The 16,577-nt window shown below is 56.6% G+C and carries 15 protein-coding genes; 4 read left to right on the plus strand and 11 right to left on the minus strand.

The window, feature by feature from the left end:
• Window position 1: 1 nt before the first annotated feature.
• From M2Q46_RS04890 to metE, 9 genes are all read right to left on the minus strand, one after another.
• On the minus strand, window positions 2–1,360 hold the full coding sequence (locus M2Q46_RS04890) for a uroporphyrinogen-III C-methyltransferase (protein ID WP_302356860.1): 1,359 nt from the start codon (window positions 1,358–1,360) through the stop codon (window positions 2–4).
• Window positions 1,361–1,384: 24 nt separating this feature from the next.
• Window positions 1,385–2,185: a uroporphyrinogen-III synthase gene (locus M2Q46_RS04895; RefSeq protein ID WP_302356861.1), complete on the minus strand. Its 801-nt coding sequence runs from the start codon at window positions 2,183–2,185 to the stop codon at window positions 1,385–1,387.
• A gap of 6 nt (window positions 2,186–2,191) precedes the next feature.
• Complete coding sequence (gene hemC / locus M2Q46_RS04900) at window positions 2,192–3,154, minus strand: hydroxymethylbilane synthase (RefSeq protein ID WP_026483395.1); 963 nt, start codon at window positions 3,152–3,154, stop codon at window positions 2,192–2,194.
• Window positions 3,151–3,276, minus strand: coding sequence for a hypothetical protein (locus M2Q46_RS04905; protein WP_003799533.1), 126 nt, complete (start codon window positions 3,274–3,276; stop codon window positions 3,151–3,153). The genes hemC and M2Q46_RS04905 overlap by 4 nt, the downstream gene beginning before the upstream one ends.
• A 4-nt stretch (window positions 3,277–3,280) precedes the next feature.
• Complete coding sequence (locus tag M2Q46_RS04910; protein WP_035272842.1) at window positions 3,281–3,985, minus strand: TerC family protein; 705 nt, start codon at window positions 3,983–3,985, stop codon at window positions 3,281–3,283.
• Between the two features lie 301 nt (window positions 3,986–4,286).
• On the minus strand, window positions 4,287–5,168 hold the full coding sequence (gene sucD, locus M2Q46_RS04915; protein ID WP_009461784.1) for a succinate--CoA ligase subunit alpha: 882 nt from the start codon (window positions 5,166–5,168) through the stop codon (window positions 4,287–4,289).
• A 21-nt stretch (window positions 5,169–5,189) separates the two neighbouring features.
• A complete protein-coding gene (sucC, locus tag M2Q46_RS04920; protein WP_009461782.1) occupies window positions 5,190–6,350 on the minus strand; it encodes an ADP-forming succinate--CoA ligase subunit beta in 1,161 nt (386 codons plus the stop codon).
• Window positions 6,351–6,434: 84 nt separating this feature from the next.
• Window positions 6,435–7,013: a DUF2889 domain-containing protein gene (locus M2Q46_RS04925; RefSeq protein ID WP_035272843.1), complete on the minus strand. Its 579-nt coding sequence runs from the start codon at window positions 7,011–7,013 to the stop codon at window positions 6,435–6,437.
• 272 nt (window positions 7,014–7,285) lie between these two features.
• Window positions 7,286–9,580: a 5-methyltetrahydropteroyltriglutamate--homocysteine S-methyltransferase gene (metE, locus tag M2Q46_RS04930; RefSeq protein ID WP_115633799.1), complete on the minus strand. Its 2,295-nt coding sequence runs from the start codon at window positions 9,578–9,580 to the stop codon at window positions 7,286–7,288.
• Window positions 9,581–9,697: 117 nt separating this feature from the next.
• Between metE and M2Q46_RS04935 the strand changes: the two genes are divergently transcribed.
• Window positions 9,698–10,618 carry a LysR family transcriptional regulator gene (locus M2Q46_RS04935; RefSeq protein ID WP_026483398.1) on the plus strand — a complete coding sequence of 307 codons (921 nt, stop codon included), beginning with the start codon at window positions 9,698–9,700 and terminating at the stop codon, window positions 10,616–10,618.
• 167 nt (window positions 10,619–10,785) lie between these two features.
• On the opposite strand, the gene recX is transcribed toward M2Q46_RS04935, so the two are convergent.
• Both recX and recA read right to left on the minus strand, forming a co-directional pair.
• On the minus strand, window positions 10,786–11,421 hold the full coding sequence (recX, locus tag M2Q46_RS04940) for a recombination regulator RecX (protein ID WP_367997718.1): 636 nt from the start codon (window positions 11,419–11,421) through the stop codon (window positions 10,786–10,788).
• Entirely contained in the window at window positions 11,418–12,500 is a 1,083-nt protein-coding gene (recA, locus tag M2Q46_RS04945) for a recombinase RecA (RefSeq protein WP_021446515.1), read from the minus strand. Before recA ends, recX begins: the two co-directional genes overlap by 4 nt.
• Before the next feature lie 206 nt (window positions 12,501–12,706).
• Between recA and M2Q46_RS04950 the strand changes: the two genes are divergently transcribed.
• The 3 genes from M2Q46_RS04950 (at window position 12,707) to M2Q46_RS04960 (ending at window position 16,542) form a co-directional block, all read left to right on the plus strand.
• The gene (locus M2Q46_RS04950; protein ID WP_003799515.1) at window positions 12,707–13,396 is read left to right on the plus strand and encodes a response regulator transcription factor; all 690 of its coding nucleotides are present in this window, start codon (window positions 12,707–12,709) and stop codon (window positions 13,394–13,396) included.
• Window positions 13,397–13,406: 10 nt separating this feature from the next.
• Complete coding sequence (locus M2Q46_RS04955; protein WP_035272846.1) at window positions 13,407–14,864, plus strand: sensor histidine kinase; 1,458 nt, start codon at window positions 13,407–13,409, stop codon at window positions 14,862–14,864.
• A 100-nt stretch (window positions 14,865–14,964) separates the two neighbouring features.
• The gene (locus tag M2Q46_RS04960; protein ID WP_230940555.1) at window positions 14,965–16,542 is read left to right on the plus strand and encodes an MFS transporter; all 1,578 of its coding nucleotides are present in this window, start codon (window positions 14,965–14,967) and stop codon (window positions 16,540–16,542) included.
• Window positions 16,543–16,577 lie beyond the last annotated feature (35 nt).

Genomic DNA, 16,577 nt, shown 5'->3' on the forward strand with positions numbered 1-16,577 from the left:
CTTACCCCTGCGCCTGAGCCGGCTGTTCCGTCTCGGATTGAGCGGGAGTCGCAGACTCAGTCTGTTCGGCAGCAGGAGCAGCGGGCTCCTCCTGGCTGGCAGGTTCTGTGGATTGAGGAGGGTCGGACAAAATAGGGTCCGTATCGCCCTGCTCGGTCGTGGTGTCGTCGGCATTGTCCTGACTGCGGCCGGCCTGAGCCTGACGCAGGCTCTCAATGGCCGCCAGGGTGTTATTCACGGTAGGCAAACGAGCACCGATGCGGGTGTCCTGCAATTGACGGGTCAGACGCAAGGCCTGCTGAACCTGACCGGATTGCGTATCAAAGCGTTTTTCCAGCGCCGTCGCGACTGCGTTCAGCTCGGTCTGCCAGACGGCGGACTGATTCATCATCATGGCCAGTTGGGCGGCCATAATGCGCAGACGCAGGTTCTCTCGCAGACGGGCAGCCTGATCCGGCGACATCAGCAAGGCGGCGGCATCGTCGACACGACGGATGGAGACAAACTGCCCCAGATCGTGGCTGACCGAGCGCCAGGCGCTGCTACCCCACTGTTCCACCGTATTCCAGCTGCGCTCCCACCAAGGGGCATCAGCGGCCAGTTCCGTAGGTTCCTGAACGTCGGACTGCAAGTCCAGCGCTTCAGTATTCGCACCACCGGCAACGTCATCCGGCACCAGCAAAGGCGCTTCCGAGACGTAGCGCGACAAGGTATCCAGCTGACGCGACAAGGAGGCCACATCCACCGTGGCAGCGGCGCGCAGGCGTTCCAGATCGCCATTCAGTGTTTGTTGCAAGGAAGCCAGACCGACGCGATTGGCACGAGCCAATTGCGCCTGAGCAGCTTCCAGAGAAACGATGGCATTGGCCACATTGCCACCCAGCATCAGCTGTTGCTGCGCAATCGTGGCCAAGTGATCAATATCATTCAGCAAAACCAGTTCCGACCCGCTGTCTGTCATGGTCTGGAAGGCTTGGCTCAGATCATGAAACTGTTCGGTGGAATCGTTAAAGGATTTTTCCAACTGGGCAAGCTTGTCGGACTGACGCTGCGCCAGGGCCAGGGCCTGCTGCGCGGTTTGGCGCGCCTGCTCTGTCGTGTTGATATTGGTCGCCAGCTGGGCTTGCAGCTCGGCCTTATGCTTTTCCAGCAATGAATTCTGGTACCAAAGACCGGCAGCGGCCAGCACCACCACAACAGCCGTCAAAGCGTAAGCCGGACCCGCGCCACTTTTACGCTTTTGCGGCGTAGTGGTATTGTCTTTGGGTTCGGAATACGGACGAGGAGCCGCTGTATTGGCTGGGCTGGAAATGGGAGTCTCCGGTTCGCTTGCGGATGCGTTCTCTGTTTTATCGTTCATGGCAAGATTGTAATCCGTGTGAGGCTAATCGCGCGAGAGCACCGCCATCAAGGCAGCGACAATGTCATCATCGTCTGGCGTACACCTTTTTACCATTGGTGGCGCTGCGATTCCAGCCTGCAACAATAAGGACTGTAAATGTTCTTCAATACGCGGATGTATGACCACATAGGCACATTGCGCCCAAACATCCAGTAAACCCAGGCTTTGTACATTGGCGAAAACCGCATCGGCGCTTTGAGAACTGCTAAGCAACACGGCCAGACGGCCCGCCTGCAAACTGTCACGAATTTGGCGGCCTTGCTCTGTACTCCACTGGGCGGGGCTACGCTGGTAAATGGCCAGGCGCTGGACCTGAATACCGTGATTTTCCAGTTGCTGGCCCAACCACTCACGACCAGTATGGCCGCGCACAATCAGAACCCGTTCAAATTGCGCCAGTCGGGGCTCCAGCACCGCCCACAGAGCCTCTGAGTCCTGCAAGGAATCCGTATTTTCAGGGTGAAGTACGGCATCTGGGGAAACGCCCGGCTGGGCGCGCAAACAGGCGGCGGTAGCAAAACCAACAGCAGCCAGCAATACCTTGTCAGGCCAGCGTTGGCCGCGCGCTTGCAAAGCCGCAAAGTAAAAATTGACCGCACTGCTGCTTACAAAGAGCACCAGGTCAAAATCCTTGGGATCTTGCCATTGTTCTTCGGACAGGTTTTGCGCTTCCAGGCTCAAGGCGGGCATAAGCAAGGAAGAAAAACCCTGCGCGGCCAAGGCAGCCGACAGGGTTTCGTTCCGTCCCGCGGGGCGGGTCAGTAATACACAGGGCAGGTTCATGCCGCTTTACTCGCCTTCTGCGGGCTGTTCCGTAAGCAAGCGATCCAGAATGGCTTGAGCACCTTGCTGCTTCAGATCTTCCGCCAGCGACAGACCCAAGGCTTCCGCATCTTTGGCCGCACCCGTGATCTGAGCGCGGTACACCGTGGAGCCATCAGGTTCGGCAACCAGGCCGCTCAGGCTCAGCTCCTCGCCATTCAGGGTGGCATAAGCCGCCAATGGCACCTGACAGGAACCACCCAAGGCACGCGATACGGCACGCTCGGCCAAGGCACATACGTGGCTGGTGGAATGCGCCAAAGGCGCCAACCATTGAGCCACATCGGTACGAGTTTTCAGGATCTCGATACCCAAGGCCCCCTGCCCGGCGGCAGGCAAGCTGTCTTCGATCGAGATGTAATCGCGAATACGCTCGGCCAATTCCAGACGACGCAAACCAGCCGAAGCCAGAATAATGGCGTCGTAATCGCCACGATCCAGCTTGGACAAACGGGTCTGGACATTGCCACGCAGGGGACGGATGTCCAGATGCGGGTAGCGCTCTCGAATCTGGGACTCGCGGCGCAAACTGGAAGTGCCTACGATGGCACCAGCAGGTAAAGCCGCAAGATTGGGATAAGTATTGGAAACAAAAGCATCGCGTGGGTCGTCCCGCTCCATGATGATGGGCAGGTCAAAGGACTCGGGCAACACCACCGGCACGTCTTTCAGGGAATGCACCGCCAGATGGGCGCGGCCATCCAGCAAGGCGGTTTCCAGCTCTTTGACAAACAGGCCCTTGCCACCCACTTTGGACAGCGTACGATCCAGAATCTGGTCACCACGGGTTGTCATTTCCAGCAAGGATACCTTGCACTGCGGGTATAGCTGCTGCAAAAGGTCGCGAACATGCTTGGCTTGCCACAAGGCCAGTTGACTGGCACGAGTGGCAATAACCAATTCCTGAGGAGTAGAAGCCACAGCGGTCATGCAGCAAAATAGCGCACGATGGCGGCAGCAACAATACCGATAATGGCCAGGATCCCTAAGCCTTGCAGCAGGGACAAACCGCTTTCCTGACCTTTGGCGTCGGAGGATTTAAAAATTGCCATAGAACTAAGCTTCCTTGGTAGAACCTTTACGGTGCGCCAGCCATTTGCCCAGCGCCACCACTAATAAGGCACAAACAATCTCGACCCCGAGTTTAACAGGCTGGGGCTGCACGCCAAATTGATTTTCCACAATCTTGTCCGTGACCAGCATGCCGCCTGCAATCCAGCCCAGCAAGGCACCGCCCAGGGTGACGACAATAGGGAAACGGTCGATCAGTTTCAAAACCAGGGTGCTGCCCCAGACAATAATGGGGACACTTAGCAATAAACCAAAGATCACGTAGCCCAGTTGATGATCCAGGTGCGCGTTTTGTGCTGCACCGGCAATGGCAATCACGTTATCCAGGCTCATCACGAAATCCGCGATGATAATGGTTTTGACGGCAGCCCAGATGGTTCCGCCCCCTTGAATATTGCCGTGTGCGTCGTCGTCCGGCATCAGCAGCTTGATACCGATCCACATGAGCAAAAGACCACCCACCACTTTCAAAAATGGCAGATCCAATAAGGTCAGAGCAAAGAAAATCAGGACTACACGCAGGATAATTGCGCCTGCGGTCCCCCACAAAATGCCTTGCATGCGCTGCTGCTTGGGCAAGTTGCGACAGGCAAGTGCGATCACGACGGCATTGTCGCCACCGAGCAAAATATCAATCAGTACAATTTGAAACAGTGAACCCCAATGCAGGGTTTGGAGGAATTCAATCATTTCGTTCCCGTATAGCTAAACGTGAGTTCTCTTCCCAGCCGCGGGACAAACGTTCTTTTTCTGTCGCCAGGCTGTCCCAAGACAACAATGCCCCTTAAAGCAGCAAACTAATCCTAGCCTGCGCAACATCGGGGCTTCTTTTTCTTACTTGATTCGTTTGAGCATGATCAGGCTGGCCAGATTCGGGAAGGAATGCGCCGGGTTGTGGTGTTTTTCTTGACGAAACCGGCTGGCCAATTTTGCCCGGCTGCACAGGGCAGCCAGACAAAGAGCCCGCCAAAGCGGGCCCCGGTACTACTATTTACAGCACTTCTTTGAGCAGCTTGCCCATTTCGGACGGGTTGCGAGTGGTACGAATACCGCAAGCTTCCATCACTTCCAGCTTGGCGTCGGCCGTGTCGGCACCACCGGAGATCAGGGCACCGGCGTGACCCATGCGTTTTCCGGGAGGCGCTGTCACACCAGCGATAAAGCCAACAACAGGCTTGGTCATATTGTCTTTAGCCCACAAAGCCGCGTTGACTTCGTCTGGACCGCCGATCTCGCCAATCATGATAACGGCATCGGTATCAGGATCGTCGTTGAACATCTTGAGCACGTCGATGTGCTTCAGACCGTTGATTGGGTCGCCACCGATACCGACAGCCGAGGATTGACCCAGACCCAGTTCGGTTACTTGAGCAACGGCTTCGTATGTCAGCGTGCCGGAGCGGCTGACCACACCGATGCGGCCCTTGCGGTGAATGTGGCCGGGCATGATACCGATCTTCAGCTCGTCAGGAGTGATCAGACCGGGGCAGTTCGGGCCCAACAACAGGGTTTTGCGGTTTTCTGCGCGCATGCGGTTGCGAACTTCCAGCATGTCGCGAACAGGGATGCCTTCGGTAATGCAGATAACCAGGTCCAGGTCAGCTTCAACAGCTTCCCAGATGGCAGCCGCAGCACCTGCGGGGGGGACGTAGATAACCGACACAGTTGCGCCAGTTTCAGCCTTGGCGTCGGACACGGAGGCGTAAATAGGTACACCTTCGAAATCCTCACCAGCACGCTTGGGGTTCACGCCAGCCACAAAGGCTTCCATGCCGTTACCGTATTCACGGCACATGCGGGTGTGGAACTGGCCGGTCTTGCCGGTGATCCCTTGCGTGATGACTTTGGTGTCTTTATTGATCAGAATCGACATTTGCTAATCCTCAACCTTTTCTTACTTGGCGGCAGCGACAACAGCAGTCGCCGCTTCGGCCATGGTGTCAGCACTGATGATGGGCAGACCGGAATCGGCCAGCATTTTCTTGCCCAGCTCTTCGTTGGTACCCTTCATGCGTACCACCAGAGGCACGTTCAGGTTGACGGCCTTGCACGCAGCGATCACGCCTTCAGCGATCACATCGCAGCGCATGATGCCGCCGAAGATGTTAACCAGAATGGCTTTGACGCCCTTGTTGGCCAACATGATCTTGAAGGCTTCAGTAACTTTTTCGGCCGTAGCGCCACCGCCCACGTCCAGGAAGTTGGCAGGCTCGCCGCCAAACAGCTTGATGGTGTCCATGGTCGCCATGGCCAGACCTGCACCGTTCACCAGGCAGCCAATGTTGCCGTCCAGCTGGATGTAGGCCAGGTCGTACTTGCTGGCTTCAACTTCAGCAGGATCTTCTTCAGCCAGGTCACGGAAAGCCACGATATCGGGGTGACGGAACAAAGCGTTGCCGTCGAAGTTGAACTTGGCGTCCAGAGCGATGATGTCGCCCGAGCCGGTCAGGATCAGAGGGTTGATCTCGGCCAGTTCAGCGTCGGTTTCGGTGTAGCACTTGTACAGCTTCTGGAATTCAGCAACGGCTTTTTCGATAGAAGCGTCAGGAACGCCGATACCGCGAGCCAGCTTGGTGGCTTGCTCGTTGGTCAGGCCAACAGCAGGGTCCACGAATTCTTTCAGAATGGCGTCGGGGTCGCGCTCGGCCACTTCTTCAATTTCCATGCCGCCTTCGCTGGAAGCCATCACGGCCACGCGCTGGGTAGCACGGTCGGTAACGATACCGACGTAGTATTCCTTCTTGATGTCCGCGCCTTCCTCGATCAGCAGGCGACCCACTTTCTGGCCTTCAGGGCCAGTTTGGTGAGTGATCAGCTGCATGCCCAGGATTTCCGAGGCCAGTTGACGCACTTCGTCCATCGAGCGAGCCAGCTTGACGCCACCGCCCTTGCCACGGCCACCGGCGTGAATCTGGGCTTTGACAACCCACACAGAGCCACCCAGCTCCTGCGCAGCTGCAACCGCTTCATCGACGGAGAAGGCAGGAATTCCGCGTGGCACGGCAACGCCAAACTGCTTAAGCAGTGCTTTGCCCTGATATTCGTGAATTTTCATGTGATACCTGTCAGTCTAAAAACACAATAAAAAAAGAAGGCAGGAACTCCAGGCCTGAGCCCGAGACCTGACTAAAACAAAAAACTAATCCACCCCGTCTGTGACTTTGGGTCGATACCAGACGGGATAAAACTCCTCAACCACGGGACCGCTCAAACGCAAGGCATGACAGCCATCCAGATGGAAAGGCTGCTTGTCGGTGCGATAAATCTCTGATTCCCCGCTGCTGCGACGTCGCCCGGCCATGGTTTGTACGGCGGCGGTTGGCAACACTTGTGCCAGCTCGCTCATGTGCGTACAGCCAGCCGAACGCCCAAAGCGCTCTTTGACACCCTGACGAAACTGCTTGAGCAAATTCAGGCCCACCAACTTCTGGTAGGCGTCCGCAATGGACGAACAGTTGTCCTGGTAAGGGGCTGCATCGTAAACCGCCACGGCATCCACAATGGCAAAGCTGCTATCGATAGTGATACGCAGATGCATCAGGTGGACAGGATCACCTGCCTTATGGGTTTGGCCGTTGCGTATGGGAAAGTCGTAGGACTTCACATCCAGCAGCGAGGCCTCCAGGTCCCAGAGGCCATCTTCCCGTGCAAACGACTCTACCGTGATGGTACGCGTATGCAATGGTTCACGGGCGACGGACGGCGGGGGCAAAGGCATTGATATGAACGGGGCGGCAAGATTGAAACTGATCAAGTATAACGCACCTCGTATGTTCCGTATCAGCCACTTACATAATCTGTAAGCGCATCCCAAGCGGGCCAAACACAGGATCTACGCGGTGTCGATCCTACGGTATACCAAATTTGCATGAAAAAAACGACCACCTGACGGGCGGTCGTTTTCATCCGGCCTGGGAAATCGGGAGGCAGGACGAAAAGCGCCCTGCCCTGTCAATCTATTCAAGCGGCTTATTTTAAGCCTGCACCAAATCAGGCTGCCGCCCGCAATGCTTTGGCCGCATCCACCATAGCCAGCAAGGCAGCCTCAGTTTCAGACCAAGCCCGCGTTTTCAAACCACAGTCGGGATTCACCCACAAACGGTCGGCGGGCAAGCGCTTGGCCGCCTCCCCCATCAAGCGCACCATCCAATCCTTATCAGGCACATTGGGCGAGTGAATGTCATAAACGCCAGGGCCAATATGATTGGGATACTCAAAACTCTCGAAAGCATCCAGCAAGAGCATATTGGAGCGCGAGGTTTCAATCGTGATCACATCCGCGTCCATATCGGCAATGGACTGCATGATGTCGTTGAACTCCGAGTAGCACATATGCGTGTGAATCTGGGTTTCATCGGACACCGCACTGGTGGACAGGCGAAAGCAATCCACCGCCCAATCCAGGTAGGCCTGCCAATCACCCTGCCGGAGCGGCAAGCCTTCGCGGAAAGCGGGTTCATCCAGCTGGATGACACGAATGCCGGCCTGTTCCAGATCAGAAACTTCATCCCGCAAGGCCAAAGCCAGCTGGCGGCAAGTATCGGCACGGGGCTGGTCGTCACGAACAAAAGACCACTGCAACATCGTCACTGGCCCCGTCAACATACCTTTGACGGGCCGATCAGTCAGTGATTGGGCGTAGGAGGACCAGGCCACACTCATTGGCGTGATGCGCAGCACATCCCCAAAAATAATAGGCGGCTTTACGCAACGCGACCCGTAGCTTTGTACCCAACCGTTTTGCGTAAAGGCAAAACCACCCAGCAGTTCACCAAAGTATTCCACCATATCGTTGCGCTCGGCCTCGCCATGCACCAGCACGTCCAGACCGATCCGCTCCTGAAAACGAATAACTTGCTCGATTTCTACCTGCATGGCTTTTTCATAAGCCGCATCACTCAGGGCTCCCCCACGCCAGTCGCGGCGAGCAGTACGAATTTCCGTGGTCTGAGGAAACGAACCAATCGTGGTGGTGGGATAGGCGGGTAACTTCAGCTTGTTGCGCTGGGCCTGGATACGCTGCGCGAAGGGCGTACGTTGACGCTTGAGCTGGTCAATCTTGGCCATCTGGGCTTGTACAGCAGGATTATGCGTGCGCTTGGACTCACGGCGCGTTTGCAAAGCAGCTTGCTGAGCTTGAACCGCTTGCTGACCCGCTTCGTCCAAAGTGCCATCCAGCAATCCTTGCAACAGTTTCAGCTCATCCAGTTTTTGCACCGCAAAGGACAGCCAGCTCTTTAATTCAGCGTCCAGGCCGGTTTCACTTTGCACATCCACAGGGACATGCAGCAGCGAGCAGGATGGCGCAATCCACAGGCGCTCGCCCAAAGCCGCGTTCAAGGGCTTCAAGGCTTGAACCGTTTTTTGCAGATCGGTGCGCCAAATATCCCGACCCGAAATCACACCGGCAGACAGCACCTGGTCTTGCCCCAATACCGCTTGTACGGCCTGCAAAGCAGCCGGAGCACGCACCGCATCCACATGCACACCCGCCACGGGCAAATCCTTCAATACCGCGACGTTCTCATGCAGATCATCAAAATAAGTCGCCAGCAGCAGCTTCAAGCCGGATTGATTCAGACCTTGATAGACGCGACGGAAGGCGTCTTGCCACGCTTGAGGCAAATCCAGAACCAGAACAGGCTCGTCAATCTGTACCCATTCCACACCCTGAGCTTTGAAACGGGCCAGCACTTGTTCATACACAGGCAGCAACGTATCCAGCAAGGCCAGCTTGCCCGCATCTGCCAAGCCCTCATAGGCATCGCCCTTGCCCAGCCACAACCAGGTCAAGGGTCCGGGAATCACGGGCTTGACCTTGTGCCCCAGAGCCTTGGCCTCTTCAATCTGCTCAAACAAGAATTCACGGGCAATCCGGAAGCTTTGACCTGGTGTGAATTCGGGCACGATGTAGTGGTAGTTTGTATCGAACCACTTGGTCATTTCACAAGCAGCGGCAGGGGTGCCGCTGGGCGCACGGCCACGCGCCATGCGAAACAAGGTATCCAATGACACGGGTGCATTTTCAGCCTGGCCGAAACGGGCGGGAACCGCTCCCAGCAAGGTGCTCCACTCCAGAATCTGGTCATACCAGGCAAAATCGCCCACAGGTACCGTATCCAGCCCAGCCTTGCCTTGCAAACCCCAATGCTGGGCGCGCAAGGCTTTGCCTGTTTCCAAAAGCTCTTGCTGGCTTACCTGACCGGCCCAATAGGCTTCCAAAGAGCGCTTCAATTCGCGCTGCGCGCCCATGCGAGGAAAACCCAGATTATGAATAATAGTCATAGTAAGCCCATAAATTAGAAATAAAAGGCCCGTATCAGGCGCTTGAAATCTATTGTGCCTGTATACTTATTTGAAAAAAAATCAAATACACCATGCTAATCATGAGTTTTCCTCAACATGCTTGAAATCCGCCATCTCGAAACCCTGAGCGCCATCCGCGACAGCGGCAGCTTGCAAGAAGCCGCCGAGCGCCTGCATGTTACGCAGTCCGCCCTCTCGCACCAGCTCCGCGACCTGGAAGTGCGGCTTCAAGTGCAATTGCTGAACCGCCGCACCCGCCCTGCCCGCCTGACCACCGCCGCTCTGCGTATCCTGACGCTGGCCGATGACATCCTTCCGCGTGTACGCGCCACCGAGCGCGATTTGCAAAGACTGGCCGCCGGACGCACGGGACGCCTGCATGTGGCCATTGATTGCCACTCCTGCTTTCAATGGCTGATGCCAGCACTGGACGCATTCAGGCAGCAATGGCCTGACGTCACGCTGGACTTGAGCGCGGCTTTTTCCTTTGCGCCCTTGCCCGCCTTGATGCGTGGGGATCTGGATGTGGTGATCACCTCGGACCCGCAGGACAATCCGGCTGTCCATTACGAACCCCTGTTCCGCTACGAGCTGGTGCTGGCTGTCTCCAACCAGCACCCCTTGTCGCAGTACCGCTATGTGGAACCTTTTCAATTGACCGATCAGGTTCTGATTACCTACCCGGTAGAACGCAATCGTCTGGATATTTTTACGCAGTTCCTGACGCCAGCCGATGTGGAACCCGCTGCGATTCGGCAGGCCGAGCTAACGCCCATGATCGTGCAACTGGTTGCCAGCCAGCGTGGTGTGACGGCGCTGCCAAACTGGGCCTTGACGGAGTTCTTGAACCCGGCCTCGATTCGCACTTGCCGTTTGGGAGAGCACGGTATCTGGCGCACGCTATACGCCACGGTACGTAGTGAGGATTTACAAGCGGACTATGTGCAGGCCTTTTTGGCACAGGCACGAGAGACCTGCTTCAAAAGCCTGCAAGGAATCGTGGCGGCGCAGTCTTGAGCCATTTAGCAATGGCATGGCAAAACTCTGTTGCAAGCACTATGTAGATAGAGGAAAAGTACAGGCGGGCGGGCTCATGCCACCTTGAACGAGAGAGACCACGTTTTTTGATGGCGGCAGCAGACAAGCAAGAAACACAGCAAAACGAAGCATTGCAGATGGCTTATTCAAGCCGGATCGTCTTCCCAATCACCCAGAATCTGCTGCAAGATACGGCCCGAGAAGCCTCGGCTGGCCATGAAGCGATATTGCTTGGCGTAACTGCGGGGGTCATCGGGCGGCGCACTGAATTTCTTGCCCCACACTTGCTTGGCCCGTTCCAGCTCGGTCGCCATCAATTCTTCTTTGATGATTTCGGTCTGTTCCACATCCACGCCATGCTGGCGCAGTTCTTGCAGAATGACTCGGGTGCCCACACGCGAGGCACGGCGATTGACGACACTATGTGCGAAGCGCTCGTTGGACAGCCATTTCTGTTCGACCAGGGCGTCGAGCAAAGCTTCCACTTCTTCAGCGGTTTCTGCATGGGGTGCCAGACGGCGGCCCAACTCCAGGCGAGAGTATTCGCGTCGGGATAAAAAATTCAACGCTCTGGCTTTAAGAGACAGCCCCGGCCGTTTGGACGGAGCTTTCTTTTCCGCAGCCGGAGCATCATCACCCGAGCTTTCTTCTACGTTTCTGCCCGCCCGAGTGGGCCGGGCAGAAAGCGCAGCAACGCGCTCCCTTTGAGCTTGTTTACGTTCCCGGATTTCCTCCGGGTCTGTCTCAAAGGGTTCGTCATCGAACTCTGGGGGAAAAATCAGACTTCTCCCTCGGCCGGATCAACCACAGGAGCAGCGGCTGGACGGCTGACAGCAGCGCTCATCAGGGCAACGCCCAGCTTTTCACGCACTTTGTTTTCGATTTCGCGGGCCAACTCGGGGCGCTCTTTCAGGAATTCGCGCACATTGTCCTTACCCTGACCAATGCGGTTGCCGTCGTAGCTATACCAGGCACCTGCCTTGTCGACCACGCCGGTTTGTACGCCCAGATCGATAATCTCGCCTTCACGGGAAATACCGCTGCCATACATGATGTCGAATTCGGTTTGCTTGAAAGGAGGCGCAACCTTGTTCTTGACCACTTTAACGCGGGTCTCGTTACCCACCATTTCGTCGCCACGCTTGATGGAACCGATACGGCGAATATCCAGACGCACGGAGGAGTAAAACTTCAGCGCGTTACCACCCGTGGTGGTTTCAGGGTTGCCGAACATGACGCCAATCTTCATACGGATCTGGTTAATGAAGATGACCATGCAGTTAGCGCGTTTGATGGTAGCCGTCAATTTACGCAGGGCCTGGCTCATCAGACGGGCCTGCAGACCAGGCAAGGAATCGCCCATATCGCCTTCGATTTCAGCCTTGGGAGTCAAGGCGGCCACCGAGTCGATAACGATCAGGTCTACCGAACCCGAACGCACCAGGGCTTCGGTAATTTCCAGAGCCTGCTCGCCGGTATCAGGCTGGGAGATCAACAGATCGCCCAGGTTCACGCCCAGTTTTTGAGCGTATTGCACGTCCAGCGCGTGTTCGGCGTCAATAAAGGCACATGTGCCTTTGAGCTTTTGCATCTCTGCAATCACTTGCAGGGTCAGCGTGGTTTTACCCGAAGATTCCGGGCCGTAAATTTCAATAACGCGACCACGTGGCAAGCCACCGACGCCCAAAGCAATGTCCAGACCCAAGGAACCCGTGGAGACCACCTGGATGTCATGCTCGACGTTGTCGTCGCCATAACGCATGATCGAGCCCTTGCCGAACTGCTTTTCGATTTGCGACAGAGCGGCAGCCAGCGCTTTGGAACGTTCCGAGGCCACTGCTTTGCTGTTTTTATCGTCCATGAAAAATCCTTGACTGTGGAATGGCGCCCCAACGGACGGGCACGGCAATTAAAAATCAAACCTAATTATTGCATCAAATTATACTGTATATATACACAGATATTCAAATAAATTAACTAGCCGCCATCGTTATCCCCTACTGACCAGCCTTACAGCCTTGTGCAACAATGCCGAACAGCCATTCAATCATCTGTTTGTGTAGGGTCATGCGCATACTCATAGCTGAAGACGACAGTATTCTCGCGGATGGACTTTCTCGCTCCTTACGCTACGAAGGCTATGCGGTTGACGTCGTGCACGATGGCGATAGCGCCGACTCGGCCTTGCAGCTGCAAAGCTTTGACCTTCTGATCCTGGATCTGGACCTGCCCAAAAAGCCCGGCCTGTCGGTGCTGCAGTCTATCCGACAGCGTCAGGACACCCTCCCCGTACTGATTCTGACAGCCAGCGACACCGTAGAACAGCGCGTACGCGGTCTGGACCTGGGCGCGGACGACTATATGTCCAAACCCTTTGCCCTGACCGAGCTGGAAGCCCGTGTACGCGCCCTGACGCGTCGCAGTACCGGCACCAGCAGCGCCTTGCTGCATCACAAGCGCTTGAGCTTCGACCTGAAAGGTCGCATGGCTTATATAGACAATCAGCCCCTGGAGCTGTCGGCGCGTGAAACCAGCTTGCTGGAGATTTTCCTGTCGCGCAGCGGTCGCATGATCAGCAAGAACCAGTTTGTGGATCTGCTCTGTGAGTGGGGTGAGGAAGTCACCCCTAACGCCATCGAGGTCTATATCCACCGCCTGCGCAAAAAACTGGAGCCTAGCGGCGTACGCATCCTGACCGTGCGTGGTCTGGGATACTGTCTGGAACCGGAAAAACTGCGAGAAGACGCTCCAGCCTAAAGGATCGTCCATGCAGCACGCTACGCCCCCATCCCACAACACGGCTGCGCCTGCCAAAAGCAAGCGTGTCGCACCGCGCCCGCTCATCCACAAGATCATGATCTGGATTTTCGGGCCTTTGTTTCTGCTGTGGACGGTAGGCATTGTCATTACCTACTTCATCGCCCAGCACATTGCGAACTCCCCCTACGACCGCACCTTGCGCGATCACCTGGACTTGTTGCGGGTGGAAATCAGCCATCAGGATCTGAGCCAGCCCATCCATTTATCGCACGGGGCACAGACAATTTTGCGTCAGGAAAGCCCGACCCCTACGCTATGGCAAATCCGGGATGCCAATGGCGAGCCACTGGCTGGCAACGCGAATTTGCCGGTTCCCGACAGTTGGGGATATGACACCGACCTACTGCGCTACCGGGACGTTATTCTGGATGATCAAAGCCTGCGGCTGGCCTATGTCTGGGGGGGCAAGGACAAAAACGACACGCCCTTTCTGGCGGTTGCTGCCGAAACCAATGAACATAGAGCGGTGCTACACAGAGAAATTCTGATCGGGATGCTGACACCGCAATTCATTCTGGTACCGTTGGCGGCCATGCTGGCGGGCCTGGGGCTGACACATGGCCTGGAGCCGCTGAACCTGCTGCAAGCGCGCTTGCGTGCTCGTGCGCCCGGTGATTTATCGCCGGTAGATCAAGAGCAGGCACCTGCCGAAATTGTGCCGCTGATTGATGCCATGAATGGACTCCTGGCCCAGCAGGCACAATTTTCAGCCACTCAAAGGCAGTTTGTGGCCAATGCGGCCCACCAGTTGAAAACGCCGCTGGCGGGGATACGCACCCAAGCCGAACTGGCCCTGCGCGAGCGCGACCCCAGGCAGACCGAAGCCAGCTTGCAACAACTGGTACGCGGCACCGACCGGGCCACGCGCCTGGTCACCCAAATGTTGGCCTTGGCCCGTGCCGAAAGCAGCGATGCCCTGTACGCCCCTACCAAGCAAACCCTGGACCTGAATACCCTGACTGAATTGCATGTAGGCCAGCGTGTGCCCGATGCCTTGAAACTGGGGCTGGATCTGGGGCTGGAAAACACGGCCAAGGCCATCCTCTTGCAAGCGGATCCGGTCCTGCTCGATGAGCTGATCAACAATTTGCTGGATAACGCCCTGATTTACACCCCTGCTGGCGGCTGGATCACCATGCGTACCGGCCAGACGCAAGGCAAGGGCTGGTTGGAAATCGAGGACAACGGCCCCGGCATTCCCACGGAACATAAAGCACGAATTTTTGATCGTTTTTATCGCATCATGGGCAACCAGGCAGACGGTAGTGGCCTGGGGCTGGCCATTGTGCGGGAGATTGCCGACATTCACGGCGCCTCCATCGACTTCATGCCACTGACTGGGGGCCAGGAAAGCGGCCTGCGCTTGCGCGTCAGTTTCCCACTGTCTTTGCCTTGGAGAGCCTGAGCACATGCCCCAGACAATCACCAGTGCAACCTTCCCGAAAGCCAAGAACAAGCTGGACACCCAAGGCCGCAAAGTTATTTTTGCCTCCGCCCTGGGCACCATGTTCGAGTGGTACGACTTCTACTTGTACGGCTCCATGGCCGCCATTCTGGCGCAACACTTCTTTTCCGCCGTTAACCCGACAGCCGGCTTTATCTTTGCCTTGTTGGCCTTTGCCGCCGGTTTTGCCGTACGCCCCTTTGGAGCCTTGCTCTTTGGTCGTATTGGCGACCGCGTGGGCCGCAAGTACACCTTCCTGATCACCATCCTGCTGATGGGCCTGTCCACCTTTTTGGTCGGCGTACTACCCAGCTACGAAGCCATCGGGATTGCCGCCCCCATCATGCTGATCGTCCTGCGTCTGCTGCAAGGCCTGGCCATGGGTGGCGAATACGGCGGTGCCGCCACCTATGTGGCTGAGTACGCACCCCAGCACCGTCGCGGTTTTTACACCAGCTGGATTCAGACCACGGCATCCGTAGGTTTGCTGCTGTCCCTGCTGGTCATCATGGGCATACGCAGTCTGGTCGGGGAAGAAGCATTTGTGGTTTGGGGCTGGCGCATTCCCTTTCTGATTTCCGTGCTGCTGCTGGCGATTTCCGTCTGGATACGGATGAACCTGAAAGAGTCACCTGCCTTCCAGCACATCAAGGAAGAAGGCACGCTGTCGACCTCGCCCATTACCGAATCCTTCGGGCGCTGGGCGAATCTGCGCATCGCCTTGCTGGCGCTGTTCGGCCTGACGGCCGGCCAAGGCGTGGTCTGGTACACGGGACAGTTTTACGCCTTGTTCTTCATTACCCAAATGCTGGGTTTGCATGCCACCTTGGCGCAAACCTTGATGGTAATTTCACTGCTACTGGCCACCCCGCTATTTATCTTTTTTGGCTGGCTGTCGGATCAAATCGGGCGCAAGCCCATCATCCTGACGGGCTGTTTGCTGGCCGCCCTGACCTACTACCCGGTCTTCCAGGGCCTGGCCTATTTTGCCAACCCTGCTTTGGTCCAGGCGCAGCGCAACGCGCCCGTCACTGTCATTACCGACCCGGCCAGTTGTTCCTTCCAGTTCAATCCGGTGGGCAGCCACACCTTCACCAGCTCTTGCGATATCGTGAAGTCCTACATGGCCAGCCACGCGGTCAGCTACAACAACGTCAAGGGTTCGCCCGGTCAGGTGGCCCAGGTACGCATTGGCGATCATGTGATCGATGGTTTTGAAGGCGGACATCTGAGCCGCGCCGATTTTGCTCGTCACTCGCAAGAGCTGCGCAATGAGCTGACTCAGACCATGCGCCAGTACGGCTACCCGGACGGCGCAGACCCGGAGCAGATCAATAAAGTGATGCTGGTGGTCCTGCTGACCTATCTGGTGGGGCTGGTAACCGCGGTCTACGGCCCCATTGCGGCCATGCTGGTGGAGATGTTCCCGATCCGCATCCGCTACACCTCCATGAGCCTGCCCTATCACATTGGCAATGGCTGGTTCGGGGGCTTTTTGCCCACCCTGTCCTTTGCCATGATTGCCGTCACTGGCAATATTTACGATGGTTTGTGGTACCCGATTCTGATCTGTCTGGTGACGGTTGCGATTGGTGCACCCTTTGTGCGGGAAACCCGCCATAACGACATCAATCGTTAGCCAGTCCACGCAAAAAACGCGTTGCACCGGCCATT

Source organism: Alcaligenes sp. YSL9 (assembly GCF_030515105.1).
Classification (GTDB): domain Bacteria; phylum Pseudomonadota; class Gammaproteobacteria; order Burkholderiales; family Burkholderiaceae_B; genus Alcaligenes; species Alcaligenes phenolicus.